Annotated in this window: 17 protein-coding genes; 4 read left to right on the plus strand and 13 right to left on the minus strand. The window is 67.3% G+C overall.

From position 1 onward, the window contains the following. Positions 1 to 9: 9 nt before the first annotated feature. The 11 genes from FRZ44_RS02605 to rpmH all read right to left on the minus strand — a co-directional run bounded on the left by FRZ44_RS02605 (position 10) and on the right by rpmH (position 6,578). Positions 10 to 729, minus strand: a complete 720-nt coding sequence (locus FRZ44_RS02605) for a pyrimidine 5'-nucleotidase (protein ID WP_151175707.1) — start codon at positions 727 to 729, stop codon at positions 10 to 12. Positions 730 to 1,068: 339 nt separating this feature from the next. Continuing rightward, on the minus strand, positions 1,069 to 1,218 hold the full coding sequence (locus FRZ44_RS26950; RefSeq protein ID WP_191908379.1) for a hypothetical protein: 150 nt from the start codon (positions 1,216 to 1,218) through the stop codon (positions 1,069 to 1,071). A gap of 151 nt (positions 1,219 to 1,369) precedes the next feature. After that, positions 1,370 to 1,495 carry a hypothetical protein gene (locus tag FRZ44_RS27480; RefSeq protein ID WP_263641908.1) on the minus strand — a complete coding sequence of 42 codons (126 nt, stop codon included), beginning with the start codon at positions 1,493 to 1,495 and terminating at the stop codon, positions 1,370 to 1,372. A gap of 136 nt (positions 1,496 to 1,631) precedes the next feature. Then, entirely contained in the window at positions 1,632 to 1,778 is a 147-nt protein-coding gene (locus FRZ44_RS26955; RefSeq protein ID WP_191908380.1) for a hypothetical protein, read from the minus strand. Positions 1,779 to 1,897: 119 nt separating this feature from the next. Then, positions 1,898 to 2,068 carry a hypothetical protein gene (locus FRZ44_RS26960; RefSeq protein ID WP_191908381.1) on the minus strand — a complete coding sequence of 57 codons (171 nt, stop codon included), beginning with the start codon at positions 2,066 to 2,068 and terminating at the stop codon, positions 1,898 to 1,900. Positions 2,069 to 2,361: 293 nt separating this feature from the next. Next, positions 2,362 to 3,252: an acetylglutamate kinase gene (argB, locus tag FRZ44_RS02610; RefSeq protein WP_151175708.1), complete on the minus strand. Its 891-nt coding sequence runs from the start codon at positions 3,250 to 3,252 to the stop codon at positions 2,362 to 2,364. A gap of 11 nt (positions 3,253 to 3,263) precedes the next feature. Then, a complete protein-coding gene (gene yihA / locus FRZ44_RS02615) occupies positions 3,264 to 3,926 on the minus strand; it encodes a ribosome biogenesis GTP-binding protein YihA/YsxC (RefSeq protein WP_151175709.1) in 663 nt (220 codons plus the stop codon). A 38-nt stretch (positions 3,927 to 3,964) separates the two neighbouring features. Further along, positions 3,965 to 5,692: a membrane protein insertase YidC gene (gene yidC / locus FRZ44_RS02620; RefSeq protein WP_151175710.1), complete on the minus strand. Its 1,728-nt coding sequence runs from the start codon at positions 5,690 to 5,692 to the stop codon at positions 3,965 to 3,967. A 29-nt stretch (positions 5,693 to 5,721) separates the two neighbouring features. Then, positions 5,722 to 6,006, minus strand: coding sequence for a membrane protein insertion efficiency factor YidD (yidD, locus tag FRZ44_RS02625; RefSeq protein WP_151175711.1), 285 nt, complete (start codon positions 6,004 to 6,006; stop codon positions 5,722 to 5,724). A 28-nt stretch (positions 6,007 to 6,034) separates the two neighbouring features. Next, entirely contained in the window at positions 6,035 to 6,427 is a 393-nt protein-coding gene (gene rnpA / locus FRZ44_RS02630) for a ribonuclease P protein component (RefSeq protein ID WP_191908612.1), read from the minus strand. Between the two features lie 16 nt (positions 6,428 to 6,443). Continuing rightward, complete coding sequence (gene rpmH, locus FRZ44_RS02635) at positions 6,444 to 6,578, minus strand: 50S ribosomal protein L34 (protein ID WP_151175713.1); 135 nt, start codon at positions 6,576 to 6,578, stop codon at positions 6,444 to 6,446. A gap of 392 nt (positions 6,579 to 6,970) precedes the next feature. Here rpmH and FRZ44_RS02640 point away from each other — a divergent pair, with 392 nt between their 5' ends. The 4 genes from FRZ44_RS02640 to FRZ44_RS02655 all read left to right on the plus strand — a co-directional run bounded on the left by FRZ44_RS02640 (position 6,971) and on the right by FRZ44_RS02655 (position 10,981). Further along, positions 6,971 to 7,774: a TVP38/TMEM64 family protein gene (locus FRZ44_RS02640; RefSeq protein WP_151175714.1), complete on the plus strand. Its 804-nt coding sequence runs from the start codon at positions 6,971 to 6,973 to the stop codon at positions 7,772 to 7,774. Between the two features lie 11 nt (positions 7,775 to 7,785). Continuing rightward, positions 7,786 to 9,213 carry a dihydrolipoyl dehydrogenase family protein gene (locus tag FRZ44_RS02645; RefSeq protein WP_151175715.1) on the plus strand — a complete coding sequence of 476 codons (1,428 nt, stop codon included), beginning with the start codon at positions 7,786 to 7,788 and terminating at the stop codon, positions 9,211 to 9,213. Next, complete coding sequence (locus tag FRZ44_RS02650; RefSeq protein WP_191908382.1) at positions 9,210 to 10,607, plus strand: sensor histidine kinase; 1,398 nt, start codon at positions 9,210 to 9,212, stop codon at positions 10,605 to 10,607. Before FRZ44_RS02645 ends, FRZ44_RS02650 begins: the two co-directional genes overlap by 4 nt. Before the next feature lie 179 nt (positions 10,608 to 10,786). Then, positions 10,787 to 10,981, plus strand: a complete 195-nt coding sequence (locus FRZ44_RS02655) for a hypothetical protein (RefSeq protein WP_151175717.1) — start codon at positions 10,787 to 10,789, stop codon at positions 10,979 to 10,981. Between the two features lie 37 nt (positions 10,982 to 11,018). Here FRZ44_RS02655 and FRZ44_RS02660 read toward each other — a convergent pair whose 3' ends face one another. Further along, positions 11,019 to 12,230 (minus strand): class I SAM-dependent rRNA methyltransferase, encoded by a 1,212-nt coding sequence (locus FRZ44_RS02660; protein ID WP_151175718.1) that lies wholly within the window; start codon positions 12,228 to 12,230, stop codon positions 11,019 to 11,021. 221 nt (positions 12,231 to 12,451) lie between these two features. Beyond that, positions 12,452 to 14,236: a gamma-glutamyltransferase gene (ggt, locus tag FRZ44_RS02665; protein WP_225308519.1), complete on the minus strand. Its 1,785-nt coding sequence runs from the start codon at positions 14,234 to 14,236 to the stop codon at positions 12,452 to 12,454. Positions 14,237 to 14,260 lie beyond the last annotated feature (24 nt).

Here is a 14,260-nt window from a genome sequence, read left to right on the forward strand (position 1 = left end):
CGGCTGCCGTCAGCGCGGCGGCAGCTTGTCGACGATCTCCACCAGCCAGCCGGCGAGATCGTCCGTCACATGATGGATGTGCGCCGCATCGCGGCCGGCCTGGGCCCAGGGCGAATCGGTGCGCACCAGCACCGTGACCATGCCCATGGCCGCCGCCGGTTCCAGATTCTGCGGCAGGTCCTCGAACAGGGCCGCGCGCGCCGGCTCGATGCCGTGGCGTTCGATCAGCGCGCGATAGCTCGATTCCTTCGGCTTCGGCTCGAAATTGCCGGCGACGATGTCGAAGATGTCCGAGAAATGCTCGCGCACGCCGAGCCGGTCCATCACGCGCTCCGCATGAGCGACCGAGCCGTTGGTGTAGATCAGCTTGCGACCCGGGAGCTTCGCCAGGGCGCCGGCCAAGGTCGGGCTCGGCTGCACCGGCGAGACGTCGATCGCATGGACGAACTCGAGATAGTGATGCGGATCGACCCCATGGCGCAGCATCAGCCCGTTCATCGTCGTGCCGTACTCCTGGAAATACTGCTTCTGCAACCGATGGGCCTGCTCGGCATCGAGATTGAGATGCTGGGCCACATAGGCGCCGATCAGCCGCTCCACCTGATCGAACAGCCGGCAACTCGCCGGATAGAGCGTGTTGTCGAGATCGAAGATCCAGGTATCGACATGATCGAATCCGGCGGATCCGGAACGGTCCGCCGGGACCGGCACGGCCGCAGTCTCTGGCATGGGGCTCATGGCTGGCAACATGGCCATGGCGCGGCTGGCGCGCAAGCCCCTTGCCGCCGCGCCCGCCGGGCGGGCTTCGCGGTCGCGCTAATGCTTCGAGCCGGGGCCTTCCCCACCCATCATGTGGTGGTGAGGGGCCCGATTATAGCTATCACTGTCGAACGCGTCGGAACTGCAGGCAGCGAGGCCGCTCGACAGGAGCCCGGCCAGAAGCAGGAAGCCGAAGGTCAAACCCCTGTATCTGCACAGCACGGCACCTCCCTTCGGCAGCGGTCGCCGCCACCCGAACGATTGTGACCCCGGCATTTCAGATGGGCGGCCGGCGACGGCGGTGCAAGGCTAGGCGTGACTCCCGCGCGAATGCGGTTCGGATGTCGGGTTCCACCCGCCATTGTCGTGATGACTGCCGGTATTGCAGGCGCTGAGCCCGCCGAGCAAAAGCCCGGCGAACAGAATCAGGGCGAGGGCCGGCCCGGTGAATCGACGCATGATGGGATGTTCCTTCGGTCGCGATCGCCGCCGACCCCGGGAAACGAGGTCCGCCGATCAAGGTGACGCGACCCCATAACGACGCACAGACGGGATGCGTTCCCGCGCGCCCCCTTGCCCGGGATTCGGACGCGACCTTGGGAGCGCCCCCTCAGTCGCTCAGATCGCCGCGGATACCGTGGCTGGGGCTGGCGTAATACTCCCTTTCGCTCGTGCAGCCGGGCAGGACCGCGGCGAACAAGGCGAGAGTCAGGAGGAAGGCGGCAATCCGTTTCATGGGTGCTCTCCCGGACGCTGGGCCGTTCTGGGGAGTTCTGCAATGCGACGGCATAGGATTTCATGCATAGCGCATCACCCGGTGCAAGCGGAGCCAGAAGGCCTCCTGCGGCTATGGTTGCGGGGCGAGGTGCCGGTTAATAACCGCCGCCCATGCCACCACCCATGCCGCTGCCGCCGTTTTCCTGTGTCTGACTATGCTGGTCGGTCGTGGGTTTGCTGACGCAGGCACCGGTGCCGGCCAGCATGAGCATCAGCAACGCGCAGAGGACAAGCTGCTTCATCGCCGCCTCCTTCCGTCGATGAGCGAAACCGATATCGCCTCCTCAGTTCCGGACATGCGACCGCGACATCGAGCGGAAAGGGTGGCGAAGGAACCGCCAAGCCCTTTCCCGAATGCTGGTCAATAGCGACCGCCGCCTCCACCGCCCGAACCGCCACCGCCGCTGCTGCCGCCCCCGCCACCGCCACTGCCGGACTGGGTCTGGACGCTTTGTTCAACGGGCTTGTTGGCGCATGCGCTGACACCACTCAAGACGGTCAGCAGCAATGCCAGAACGCCGAGGATCTTCATCGTTGCCTCTTCTCATCGGTGTGCGATATCGCGGGTTGCCCCATGATGTCGGACATGGGCCGATGAGGGCTCGGCGCAAGCGGCCCCGCGCGAGGGAAAGCATCAAAGTTCCGTGAGCCGATGGTGATGGCCGGACGGTGCCCGATTGGTCTTCGAAACCGCGTGCGCCACGATGGGGGCTGGTGCAGGAGCCCGCGTTCCGGGCCCCACAACCCGGCAGGGCTGCTGCTGGAATGGCAAACGCTATCCGTTCCGGCCAGACCGTCCTTCGGCGAGAGCGCGGCAGGAGCGGATCAGCCCTGATGGACCAGCGTGCCGAGTCCGTGGGGCGTGAAGATCTCGAGCAGCAGCGCGTGCGGCACGCGCCCGTCGAGAATGACCGAGGCCTCGACGCCCTTCTCGACCGCGTCGACGCAGGTCTCGAGCTTCGGGATCATGCCGCCGCTGATGGTGCCGTCGGCCATGAGCTGGCGCACCTGGCTGACGGTCAGGTCCTCGATCAGCTTGCCGGTCTTGTCGAGCACGCCCGCCACGTCGGTCAGCATCAGCAGGCGCTTGGCCTTGGCTGCCGCCGCGATGGCGCCGGCCGCCGTGTCGGCATTGATGTTGTAGGTGAGGCCGTCGGGGCCGAAGCCGACCGGGGCGATCACCGGGACGAAATCGGAATTCTGCAGCAGGTCGATCACCTGCGGATTGACCTTCGCCGGCTCGCCGACCAAGCCGATATCGATCTGCTTGCCGTCCTTCTCGAGGAAATGCCTGCGCGCCTCGATCAGGCCTGCATCCTTGCCCGAGAGACCGATGGCGCTGCCGCCGGCGCTGTTGATGGCGGCGACGATCTGCTTGTTGATGGTGCCGGCCAGCACCATCTCGACCACCTCGACGGTGGCGGCGTCGGTGACGCGCAGGCCGTCGACGAAGCTGCTCTTGATCTGCAGCCGGTCGAGCATCTGCCCGATCTGCGGGCCGCCGCCATGGACCACGATCGGATGGATCCCGATCTGCTTCATCAGCACGATGTCCTGGGCGAAGACCTTGGCCAGCTCGGCATCGACCATGGCGTGCCCGCCATATTTGATGACGAAGCGTTTGCCGGCATAGCGCTGCATATAGGGCAGCGCCTCCGAGATCGTGCGCGCGGTGCGCAGCCAGTATTTCGTTTCGCTGAAATTGCTCTGAGACATGGCGGCGGACTTTACCTCAAAGGGGTTGGGCTCGCCAGCGCGGCGAGCAGCGCGCGCAGGGTGGAAATGCCTTCGCCGGTGACGGCACTGGTGGCAACGAGTTCGGGGTGGGCGGCGGGATGGCGCGCCGCCCGGGCGGCCACCTGGTCGCGCAGCTCCGCCAGGGCCGCCGGCTTCAGCTTGTCGGCTTTGGTCAACACCACTTGGTAGGATTGCGCGGATTCATCAAGCTGCGACATGACGCGCTCGTCGATCGGCTTCAGCCCCTGGCGGGCGTCGATCAGCAGCAGGGCGCGGCGCAGGGAGGGCCGGCCCTTGAGATAGAGCGTCGCCAGCCCCTGCCATTCCTTGACCTCCTTGCGCGAGGCCTTGGCGTAGCCGTAGCCCGGCATGTCGACGAGCATCAGCCGGCCGCCCAGGCGGAAGAAGTTGATCTGCTGGGTGCGGCCGGGCGTGTTCGAGGTGCGGGCCAGGGTCTTGCGGCCGGTGAGCGCGTTGATCAGGCTCGACTTGCCGACATTGGAACGGCCGGCGAAGGCGACCTCGGGCAGGCCGATCGGCGGCAGGATTTCGGGGCTCGTGGCGCCGGCGACGAACTCGCATTCCGCCGCAAACAGCAGCCGGCCGGCTTCGATCGCCTTTTGATCGATCTCGTCGGTTGTCCGCTGCGCCATCCCGGGATCCGGCTGCCTCCGCTTGCGCTCGCGACCGATCAGGCCTTCACGCCCATCCGCCACATGATGAAGCGCTGCTGGGCGACCGAGAGCGTGTTGTTCCAGGCCCAGTAGATCACCAGGCCGGCGGTGTACTGGCCCAGCATGAAGGTGAAGATGACCGGCAGCAGCGACATGATGCGCGCCTGCACCGGATCGGGCGGCGCCGGATTGAGGCGCTGCTGCATCCACATGGTGAAGCCCATGACCAGCGGCCAGACGCCGATGCTGAGGAGGTTGAGCGGCCCCAGATCGGGAACGTGGTAGGGCAGCAGCCCGAAGAGATTCAAGACCGAGGTCGGATCCTTCGCCGACAGATCCTTGATCCAGCCGAAGAAGGGCGCGTGGCGCATCTCGATGGTGACGAACAGCACCTTGTAGAGCGAGAAGAAGATCGGGATCTGCACCAGGATCGGCAGACAGCCGGCGGCAGGATTGACCTTCTCCTTCTTGTAGAGGGCCATGATCTCCTGCTGCATGCGCGCCTTGTCGTCCTTGAAGCGCTCCTTCATCTTCGTCATTTCGGGCCCGAGCGCCTTCATCTTGCTCATGGCCTTGTAGGACTTGTTGGCGAGCGGGAACAGGATCAGCCGGATCAGCACCGTCAGCAGCATGATGGCGACGCCGAAATTCCCGACCAGCCCGTAGAGGAAGTCGAGCACGCGGAAGATCGGCTTGGTCAGGAAGTAGAGATAGCCGAAATCGACCGCGCGATCGAACAGCGGGATCTTGTACTCGTCGCCATATTTGTCGAGCAGGCTGACGACCTTGGCGCCGGCGAACAGCTGGGTGCTGTTCTCGGCCGACGCACCCGCGGCCAACGGCGTTGCCTCGCCGCGATAGTCGGCCTGGTAGAGGTCGGTCGTGCCCGCGAGCGTATGGCTGAAGCGGGCCGTGATCTTGGCCGCCTGGTCGGGAACCAGCGCCACCAGCCAATATTTGTCGGTGATGCCGAGCCAGCCGCCGGTCGAGCTGTAATTGATCTGCTTCTTCTCGCGGATGTCCTTGTAGGAGACATTGTCGACGAGGGAGCCGTCCAGCACGCCGAGGAGGCCCTCATGCAGAATGTAGTAGTTGAGCAGATGGGGCGTGCCGTGGCGCGCGATCAGGCCGTAGGGGAAGAGCGTGACGGTCTGGCCGCTGTCGTTCTGGACGCGCTGCGTCACCTTGAACATGAAGTTCTCGTCGAGCTCGAAGCGGCGCTCGAACTTGAGGCCCTGGCCGTTGTCCCAGGTGAGGGTGACGGTCTGGCCCGGCGCCAACTGGTCGCCCTGCGCCTGCCAGACGGTATCGGGACCGGGCAGCACGACGCCGGGCTCCTGCGGGACCCAGCCGAAATCCGCGTAATAGGCGTTGGCGGCGCCCACCGGCGACAACAGGATGATGTTGGGCGATGTCGGATCGACCGTCTCGCGATAGTCGTTGAGCACCAGATCGTCGAGGCGCCCGCCCTTGAGGTCAATCGAGCCGGTGAGGCGCGGCGAATGGATGGCGATGCGGCTCGTGGCGGCGATCACCTGGCCGCGATCGGCCAGCGGCTGCTCGGAGGCGGCCGCGGGCGCGCTGGGCGCGGCGCTGCCGTCGGCGGTCGTCCCGGTTCCGGTCGAGGTGGTCTGCGTGGCGACAGGAGCGGGCTTGGGCGGGAAGAAGACCGCCGTCACCACCTGCGAGCCGATCAGGATCGCGACCGAGACGGCGATCGCGATGATGAGATTGCGTTGTTCCATGAGGGACCGGGCCAGAACTCGTCAGTAGGTCAAAAGGAGGGAGAGCGGCGCTCGGGACGGGCGAGCCGTCCGCAGAGCTGCCGCCATGAGAAGGTTGGGGGCACGGGGTCGTATCCATGACCGCCCCAGGGATTGCAGCGCAACAGCCGCCAGGCCGTCAGCGCCAGGCCGGCCAGCACGCCATGATGCTTGAAGGCCTCGATGCCGTAATGGGAGCAGCTCGGTTCGAAGCGGCAGGAGCGCGGCAGCAGCGGCCCGACCAGAAGCTGGTAGGCCCGGATCATGCCGATGCAGAGCCAACGCGCCGCCTTCATCCCTTCCACCCCGTTTCGATCCGGTCGTTCAATGCCGGATCCGATAGAGCTTCAGCTGCTTCAGCCCGGCCGAAAGGTCGGCCAGGAGATCGCCATAGGCCCGCGTCAACGTTCCGGCCCGCGCGACCAGGACATAATCATGATCGGACGCCGCATGGGCCCGCATGATCGTCTCGCTCGCGGCCTTGAGCCGGCGCCGCGCCCGGTTGCGCGCGACCGCGTTGCCGACCTTGCGACTGGCGGTGAAGCCGATCCGCAAGGCCGCCTCGCCGCCGACCGAATCGACCGGGACGGCGGATGGGCTGCCGTCGGTCGAATGTCTGCGGGCCTGCAGGATTAGTCCCGGCGCGACGAACTTTCGTCCGCTCGCCGCGACCGCCAGGAATTCCTGGCGCCGCTTCAATCTTGCGAGCTGCGCCAAGGGAGGCTCGAACGGCTTAAGCGCTGAGGCGCTTGCGGCCCTTGGCGCGACGCGACGAGATGACTTTGCGGCCGCCCACAGTCGCCATGCGGGAGCGGAAGCCATGCCGGCGCTTGCGGACGAGCACACTGGGTTGGTAGGTGCGCTTCACGATTAAGTCTCCGAAATCTCGGGAAAGCTTGGGTAAATTGCCGGCGCTGTATAAGGGCTGGGCGCGCCTGAGTCAACGATAGCCGGTCGGTCGGCGTCCCGCGGGACGTCCGATATAGGTGAGTAAATTACTCAGTTACTTTATATCCCATCTGAGTCATCCTGGGGACGCTGTCGGCGATCCCCGTGGAGGGCGTTTCATAGAGGCTTTTGCGGCTTGCCGATAGGGGCTGACTTTCCGCCGTTATCCGGCCCTTTCGAAAGCCGGACGCGCGACCGGCCCGTCGCCCCCTGCGCTATGGCGTTGGGGGGCGGGAGAGTGTTAGAGGGGCGCGCAGCTTCTCCAGCCGGGTGGCGATTCGGGCCGTCGGGCCTTCCGGGACAGGATGACGCATGGCCGACGACCGAGAGCCTGCCGGCCTGACGCCGGGTTCGCCCACTCACCTCGAGCTGGACGAGCCGGCCCTGGCGAAGATGGAACGGCCGCTCTGGCATCGGGCCGTGGCCCTGCTGGCCGGCCTCGCGCTGCTCGCCGGCGGCGTCGCCTTCGGGCTCAACCGTTATTTCGACTGGAACACGCTGCAGACGCATCGCGACGAGCTGCGGATGCTGGTCGAATCCTACTGGTATCTCGTGATCCCGGTTTATCTGCTGCTCTATTCGGTCATCGTGGTGAGCTCGGTCCCCGGCTGCGTGGTCATGACCATCGTCGGCGGATTCCTGTTCGGCCAGATCTTCGGCAGCCTGCTGGCCGTAACGGGTGCCACGATGGGTGCCACCATCGTCTTCGTCGTGGCCCGCGGCGCGCTGGGTCCCTGGATCCGTCGGCGCGCGGGCCCGTGGATCGTCAAGATCGAGCGCGGCTTCGCGGAAAACGGCATGAGCTTTCTCCTGGTGCTGCGGCTGATTCCGCTCTTCCCCTTCTTCATCCTGAATCTGGTGCTGCCTTTCGTCGGTCTGCCCCTGCGCCGCTATGTGCTCGGAACCTTCCTCGGAATCCTGCCGGCCAATTTCTTCTATGCCAGCTTCGGCGCGGGGCTCGGCGTCTTCTTCGATCGCGGCGACAAGGTGAGCTGGCACTCGGTCCTCACGCCGGAAATGATCATGGGGCTGAGCGGCCTGGCGGTGCTGGCGCTGCTCCCGGTGCTCTACAAATACTGGCAGCGCCGCCGCCGCCAGACACGCGGTCAGGCTTGAGGCCCGCGTCCATGCCCGAGCGCATCAGCGTGGATCTCTGTGTCGTCGGCGCCGGTTCGGGTGGCCTCACGATCGCGGCCGCCGGCGCGCAGCTCGGCCTCTCCACCGTTCTGGTCGAAGGCGCGGCGATGGGCGGCGATTGCCTCAACAGCGGCTGCGTGCCCTCCAAGGCTTTGATCGCCGCGGCGCGGGCCGCGACTCAGCATCGGCACAGTGCCGCCTTCGGCATCAGCTACGATCCGCCGCGGATCGACTTCGCGCGCGTGCGCGCTCACGTGAAAGAGGCGATCGACTCCATCGCGCCGCATGATTCGCAGGCGCGCTGCGAGGGTCTCGGCGTGCGCGTGATCCGCGCCATGGCGCGCTTCACGGGGCCCGATCGCCTGGCGGCCGGCGACACCGAGATCGTGGCGCGGCGTTTCTGTCTTGCCACCGGCGCCCATCCCCTGCGGCCGCCGATCTCCGGCCTCGATCGGGTTCCCCATCGCACCCATCTCGAGATCTTCGACCTGGCCGAATTGCCCTCGCATCTTCTGGTGATCGGCGGGGGCGCCGTCGGCTGCGAGCTGGGTCAGGCCTTTCGGCGCCTGGGCGCCGCGGTCACGATCCTGGAGGCGAAGCGGATTCTCGGCGACGAGGATCCGGAGCTGGTCGAAGTGATTCGTCGGCGTCTGAAAAGCGAGGGGATCGACCTGCGCGAAGGGGTTGCGGTGACCGGGGTCGCGAGCGCCGGCGCGGGCCTTCGCGTCACGCTCGGGGAGGGAGCCGGCATCGCGACGCTCGACGGCTCGCATCTGCTGCTGGCGGCCGGCCGCGTTCCGGCCAGCGATGGCCTCGGGCTGGAGGCGGCGGGAGTCGCCTGCGACGGCAAGGCGATCAGGATCGATCGGCGCTGCCGCACCTCGAACCGGCGCATCTTTGCCATCGGCGACGTGACCGGCGGGCCGCAATCCACCCATTGGGCCACGCACCAGGCCATGGTCGCGATCCGATCGATGATGTTCCGGCTGCCGGCGCGGACACGGCCTGTGATCCTGCCGCGCGTCACCTTCACCGATCCCGAGCTCGCGCAGGTCGGCCTGACCGAGGCCGAGGCGCGGTCGGCCGGCCATGCGCAGCTCGTTGTCCGCCGTTTCCCCTTTGCCGAGCTCGATCGCGGGGAGACTGACCGGAACACCGCAGGATTCATCAAGCTCGTGGCTACGCCCCAGGGCAGGATCATCGGCGCCGGAATCGCGGGCGCGTCGGCGGGTGAGCTCATTCACAGCTGGAGCCTCGCGCTCGCCTCGGGTTTGTCCTTGCGCGCCTTCACCGAGATGATCACGGCCTATCCAACCTTGAGCGAAATCAGCAAACGCGTCGCGGGCGGTTTCTACGCCCAACGGATGCTCACCGAGCGCACGCGCCGCTGGGTCCGGTGGCTTGCGCGATGGCCATGAACCGTCCCCGTCCGAAGCTGCCGGTCCTGTGGCACAGCCTGTCGGCGCGGCTGCTGGTGCTGACGATCGCCTTCGTGATGGTGAGCGAGGTGCTGATCTTCGTGCCCTCGATCGCCTCCTTCCGCCTGAAATATCTGGAGGAGCGGCTCGCCGCCGCCAACATCGCGGTCCTGGCGCTGCTGGCCACGCCCGACGCGATGGTGAGCGACGAGCTCGAGATGGAGTTGCTGAGCCAGGCCGGCGCCTATGTGATCGGCATGAAGCGTCCGGACGGCAAGAAGCTGATGCTGGGCATGGAAGACAAGGTGCCGGCGATCGATGCGCAATTCGACCTGCGCCAGCATGGCCTGTTCCGCTCCGTCCGCGATGCGGTGGTGGCATTGGTCCAGGGCCGCAACCGGATATTGCGCGTAGTCGGAGTCTCGCCGCGCCATAACGAGACCGAGGTCGAGATCGTGATCGACGAGGCGCCGCTGCATGACGCCATGCTCGATTATGGCGCGCAGATCCTGGCGGTCTCGATCGTGATCTCGCTGGTCACCGCGAGTCTCGTCTATCTGGCGCTCCAATGGTGGATGGTGCGCCCGATCCGGCGCATGACCGAAAGCATGATCGCCTTCCGCGGCGATCCCGAGGATCTCTCCCGTCCCTTGCGGGTCGAGCGGCGTTCCGACGAGATCGGCGTCGCCCAGGCCGAACTGGCCGAGATGCAGGCCGGGTTGCGCGCGTCGCTGCAGCAGAAGACGCGTCTCGCGGCGCTGGGCACCGCGGTCACCAAGATCAGCCACGATCTTCGCAATATGCTGGCGACGGCGCAGCTGGTGTCGGACCGGCTGGTTTCCAGCGCCGATCCGCAGGTCAAGCGCGCGGCCCCCACGCTGGTGGCGGCCATCGACCGTGCCGTCGATCTCTGCACCCGCACCCTCGATTTCACCCGCGAGGGCCCGGTGCGGCTCGACTATCGGCGCTTCGCGCTCAAGGGACTGATCCATGAGATCGGTGCCGACGGGTTCGCCAATGGCAAGACCGAGCTCGTCGATGCGGTCGGCGATATCGAGCTCGAGGCCGATCGCGACCAGCTCTATCGCGTGCTTGCCAATCTGGTGCGCAACGCGTCCGAAGCGGGCGCGGTCGAGGTGACCGTCTCGGCCGCGACCGAAGGCGAGCGCGTCATCATCGAGGTGCGCGATAACGGCCCCGGCCTGGCGCCGCGGGCGCGGCAGAATCTCTTCACGCCCTTCGCCGGCTCGGGCCGGGCGGGCGGCTCGGGCCTCGGCCTCGCCATCGCCCGCGAACTGGCGCACGCCCATGGCGGCGATCTCTCGCTCGTCAGCAGCGATGCCGGCGGGACCCTGTTCCGCATCGATCTGCCGGCCCGCAGGCCCGCCGCCTGAGGCCGATTTCTCGATCCGGAACAGGCCGTTGAGACGATGCCGTCGCCGCCCTGCGGCGGCGCTTGGCGCAGTTGCGCGGACCCGCCGATCCCCTTATCTTGCCGGCGCCTGGGCCCATGGACGAATCCGCTGGTTTCGTCGGCAAGGGGTCGGGTTTGAGGTCAGAAGGAGCAAGCAAGATGGGTAGCGCGTCGAGTTGGGTCCTGTCGGGACTGGTGGCGCTGATGGGCCTGGTCGGTCTTTTCGTCGCGGCGCGCGGCGGCCACTCGATGCCCTATTGGGGCGGACTGGTGTTCTTCATCTTCGCCGTGCTGTTCGTCTTCTACATGATCAAACGCGGCTTCGATCACGCCGAGCATCGCAACTCGCACTGAGCGTTCGCGCCTTCGGACCGACGGACGCCTTGCGGCCTCAGTCGATCTGCAGCAGGAGCCCCTTGAGATAGGCGCTCTCCGGCAGGGCCGGATGAACCGGATGATCGGGCGCCGCCCCGGTCGATGCCAGGATCCGCGCCTCGCGCGCCAGGTCGTGGATCCCGCGGCGTACTTCCTCGGCGAACAGGCCCGCCTCCATATTGTGCGAGCAGGAGGCGATGAAGAGGAATCCGCCGGGCCGCACGCATTCCGCCGACAGCCGCGCCAGCTTGCGATAGGCGCGCGCGCCCTGGCCCAGATCCTTCTTCGATTTGACGAAGGCAGGCGGGTCGGCCACCACGATGTCGAAATTCTGCCGTGACTTCACCATCGCCTCGAGCTCGGTGAAGGCGTCGGCGCGCCGGAAGCGGCAGCGCTCGGCGAGCCCGTTCAGGGCGGCGGCCTGCTCGGCGAGCGCCAGCGCCGCTTCGGAGCGATCCACGGCCGTCACTTCGCTGGCACCGGCTGCGGCCGCCGTAAGCGCAAAGCCGCCGCAATAGCTGTAGACGTCGAGTACCCGCAGGCCCTTCGCCAGCGCCGCGACCCGGGCGCGGTTCTCGCGCTGATCGAAGAACCAGCCGGTCTTCTGCCCCTCCCGCGGATCGGCGAGGAAGCGCACGCCGTTCTCCTCGAGCGACAGCGGTCCTTCCAACGCTCCCGACACCATGCGCACATAAGGCTCGAGCCCCTCGAGCTTGCGAGCCGGGCTGTCGTTGCGCAGCAGCAGGGCTTGCGGCTTGAGCACCCTGTCGATCGCGTCGGCCAGCGCGTCGAGCAGCCGCTCCATGCCGGCACTGTTGGTCTGCAGCACCAGCGTGTCGCCGAAGCGGTCGAGCACCACGCCCGGCAACCCGTCGGCTTCGGCATGGATCAGGCGATAGAACGGCTTGTCGTAGAGCCGCTCGCGCAGGGCGAGGGCCCGCTCCAGCCGCTGCGCCAGGAACAGGGCGTCGATCACGCGATGGGGATCGGCATCGAGCAGGCGGCCCGCGATCAGGCTGTGCGGGTTGAAGAGCGCGGTGCCGATCGGCCGCCCATCCTCGGCATTCACCCGCACCACCTGGCCGGGCGGCAGCGCCTTCGCCGCCGGGGTCATCTCGATCTCGTTGGAATAGATCCAGGGATGCCCCGCCAGCGCGCGCCGCTGCGAACCCTTGCGCAAGGTGATGGTCGGGCGGTCCAGGACGGGAGCGGGGCTCGGGCTGTTCATGGCGGGCGCACTCTGCCGCCTGCGCCAGGGACGGGCAAGCTTTGAGAGGGAGTCTGAGGCACCCCTCCCCCTTCCCCCTCCCGCAAGGGGAGGGGGCGTGGATTTTTTCTTCCCTTCACTGGATTCACGATCGGGGAAGGGGCGCGATTATTGTTAGTTCGAGCCCCCTCCCCTTGCGGGAGGGGGTAGGGGGAGGGGTGGGCCCGGACGCGATGCTTCCGCTAATCCCCCAGCACCGCGCTCTCGCGCCTGGGGTCGCCACCGCCGACGAGGCCCTCGGCGGTGACGCGGATCGAGTTGAGGCCGCTGGTCAAGTCCGTGAAGCGGACGTCATGGCCGCGCTCGGCCAGGACCGGCGCGATGCTGCTCAAGGCGGTGCCGGCTTCGAGCTCGGTGGCGCCGTTGCGGTTGACGAAGTTGGGCAGCGCCGCCGCCGAGGCGGGATCGAGATCGCCGTCGAGCATGGCGATCAGCGCCTTCGTCACATAGCCGATGATCGCGCTGCCGCCGGGCGAGCCGGTGACGAGGACGAGGCGGCCCTCGCGATCGAACACCATTACCGGCGTGATCGAGCTGCGCGGACGCTTGCCGGGCTGGACCCGGTTGGCCACGGGCCTGCCATCGACCTCGGGGATCGAGGCGAAATCGGTGAGCTCGTTGTTGAGCAGGAAGCCGTGGACCATGATCTTGGAACCGAAGGCGCTCTCGATCGTGGCGGTCAGGCTGACGGCATTGCCCGCGTCGTCGACGATGCTGATCTGCGTGGTGCCGGCCGGCTCATATTGCGTCGGCGGTACGGCGAAGGCCTGCTGGGTCGGCGGTGTGCCGGGCAGGGCCTTGCCCATGCTGCAGGCATCCGAGATCTGGTCGCCGCGCTTGGCCAGATATTTGGTGTCGAGCAGGCCTGCGGTCGGGACCGGGACGAAATCGGGATCACCCAGATAGAGCGCGCGATCGGCATAGGCGAGCGCCTCGGCCTGGGTCACGAGATGCAGGCTCTCGACATTGCCCGTCCCCGGCGCGCCGAGCCGGTAGGGCTCGAGCATGGTCAGGATCTGCAGCAACGCCACGCCGCCGGAGCTGGGCGGCGGCACGCTGCAGACCTTCCAATCGCGATAGGGCCGGCAAAGCGCGTCCGGCGCATGGGCGCGATAGGCCGCGAGGTCGCCCGCCGTCATCTCGATCGGATGACGCCAGGCCTCGCTGACCGAGCTCGCAATGTCGGCTGCGATGGGACCGCGATAGAACGGTGCCGTGCCCTGCGCCGCGATCGTCTTCAGCGTCTGCGCGAACTCCGGATTGCGCAGGATGCTGCCCACGGGCTTGGGCCTGCCGTCGGCCTGGTAGAAGTAGGCGGCGGCGGTCGGCGAATGCGGCAGATATTCGTCGTCCGCCAGGAGCTGCGCCAGCCTGGGCGAAATGGCGAATCCGGCCTCGGCCAGATGGATCGCCGGCGCGAACAGCGCCGCCCAAGGCAGTTTTCCAAACTGCCGGTGGGCCAGCTCATACATGGCGAGAATGCCCGGCACGCCGACCGAGAGGCCGCTCGCCTGCGCATCCTCGAATTCGAGCGGCTTGCCGTCCGCGCCCAGGAACCGGTCGGGCTTGGCCGAGGCCGGCGCCGTCTCGCGGCCTTCGAACGCCTGGAGCTTGTTGTGCTGCGCGTCGAAGGCGAGCATGAAGCCGCCGCCGCCGAGCCCCGAGGATTGCGGCTCGACCAGATTGAGCACGAGGGCCGTGGCGATCGCCGCATCCACGGCGCTGCCGCCCTGACGGAGGATTTCGCGGCCCGCTTCGGCCGCCAGCGGATTGGCGGCGACGATCATGTGGCGCTGGGCCCGGACGGCGATGCTGGCCTGTTGCCCGGTCGCCGCTTCCGGAGCCGGTGCCGCCGCATCCGAGGCTTCGACCTTGCCGGGCGTGCAAGGTGGGAATGGACCGCTGCAGCCGGCAAGCGCGATGCTGGAGACCAGCGAAAAAACCACGAACCACCGCGTTCGCAGCACTCTCGTCACAGCGCCCGCGAACCC

Source organism: Hypericibacter terrae (assembly GCF_008728855.1).
GTDB lineage: Bacteria > Pseudomonadota > Alphaproteobacteria > Dongiales > Dongiaceae > Hypericibacter > Hypericibacter terrae.

Excerpts from the sequence above, each read along its gene's own strand:
- FRZ44_RS26955 (WP_191908380.1), bottom strand. The coding sequence starts at position 1,778 with ATGAAGCAGCTTGTCCTCTGCGCGTTGCTGATGCTCATGCTGGCCGGC.
- FRZ44_RS02605 (WP_151175707.1), bottom strand. The coding sequence starts at position 729 with ATGCCAGAGACTGCGGCCGTGCCGGTCCCGGCGGACCGTTCCGGATCC.
- argB (WP_151175708.1), bottom strand. The coding sequence starts at position 3,252 with ATGTCTCAGAGCAATTTCAGCGAAACGAAATACTGGCTGCGCACCGCG.
- FRZ44_RS26960 (WP_191908381.1), bottom strand. The coding sequence starts at position 2,068 with ATGAAGATCCTCGGCGTTCTGGCATTGCTGCTGACCGTCTTGAGTGGT.
- FRZ44_RS26950 (WP_191908379.1), bottom strand. The coding sequence starts at position 1,218 with ATGCGTCGATTCACCGGGCCGGCCCTCGCCCTGATTCTGTTCGCCGGG.
- FRZ44_RS02660 (WP_151175718.1), bottom strand. The coding sequence starts at position 12,230 with ATGAACAGCCCGAGCCCCGCTCCCGTCCTGGACCGCCCGACCATCACC.
- FRZ44_RS02640 (WP_151175714.1), top strand. The coding sequence starts at position 6,971 with ATGGCCGACGACCGAGAGCCTGCCGGCCTGACGCCGGGTTCGCCCACT.
- yihA (WP_151175709.1), bottom strand. The coding sequence starts at position 3,926 with ATGGCGCAGCGGACAACCGACGAGATCGATCAAAAGGCGATCGAAGCC.
- yidC (WP_151175710.1), bottom strand. The coding sequence starts at position 5,692 with ATGGAACAACGCAATCTCATCATCGCGATCGCCGTCTCGGTCGCGATC.
- FRZ44_RS27480 (WP_263641908.1), bottom strand. The coding sequence starts at position 1,495 with ATGAAACGGATTGCCGCCTTCCTCCTGACTCTCGCCTTGTTCGCCGCG.
- FRZ44_RS02655 (WP_151175717.1), top strand. The coding sequence starts at position 10,787 with ATGGGTAGCGCGTCGAGTTGGGTCCTGTCGGGACTGGTGGCGCTGATG.
- yidD (WP_151175711.1), bottom strand. The coding sequence starts at position 6,006 with ATGAAGGCGGCGCGTTGGCTCTGCATCGGCATGATCCGGGCCTACCAG.
- FRZ44_RS02645 (WP_151175715.1), top strand. The coding sequence starts at position 7,786 with ATGCCCGAGCGCATCAGCGTGGATCTCTGTGTCGTCGGCGCCGGTTCG.
- FRZ44_RS02650 (WP_191908382.1), top strand. The coding sequence starts at position 9,210 with ATGAACCGTCCCCGTCCGAAGCTGCCGGTCCTGTGGCACAGCCTGTCG.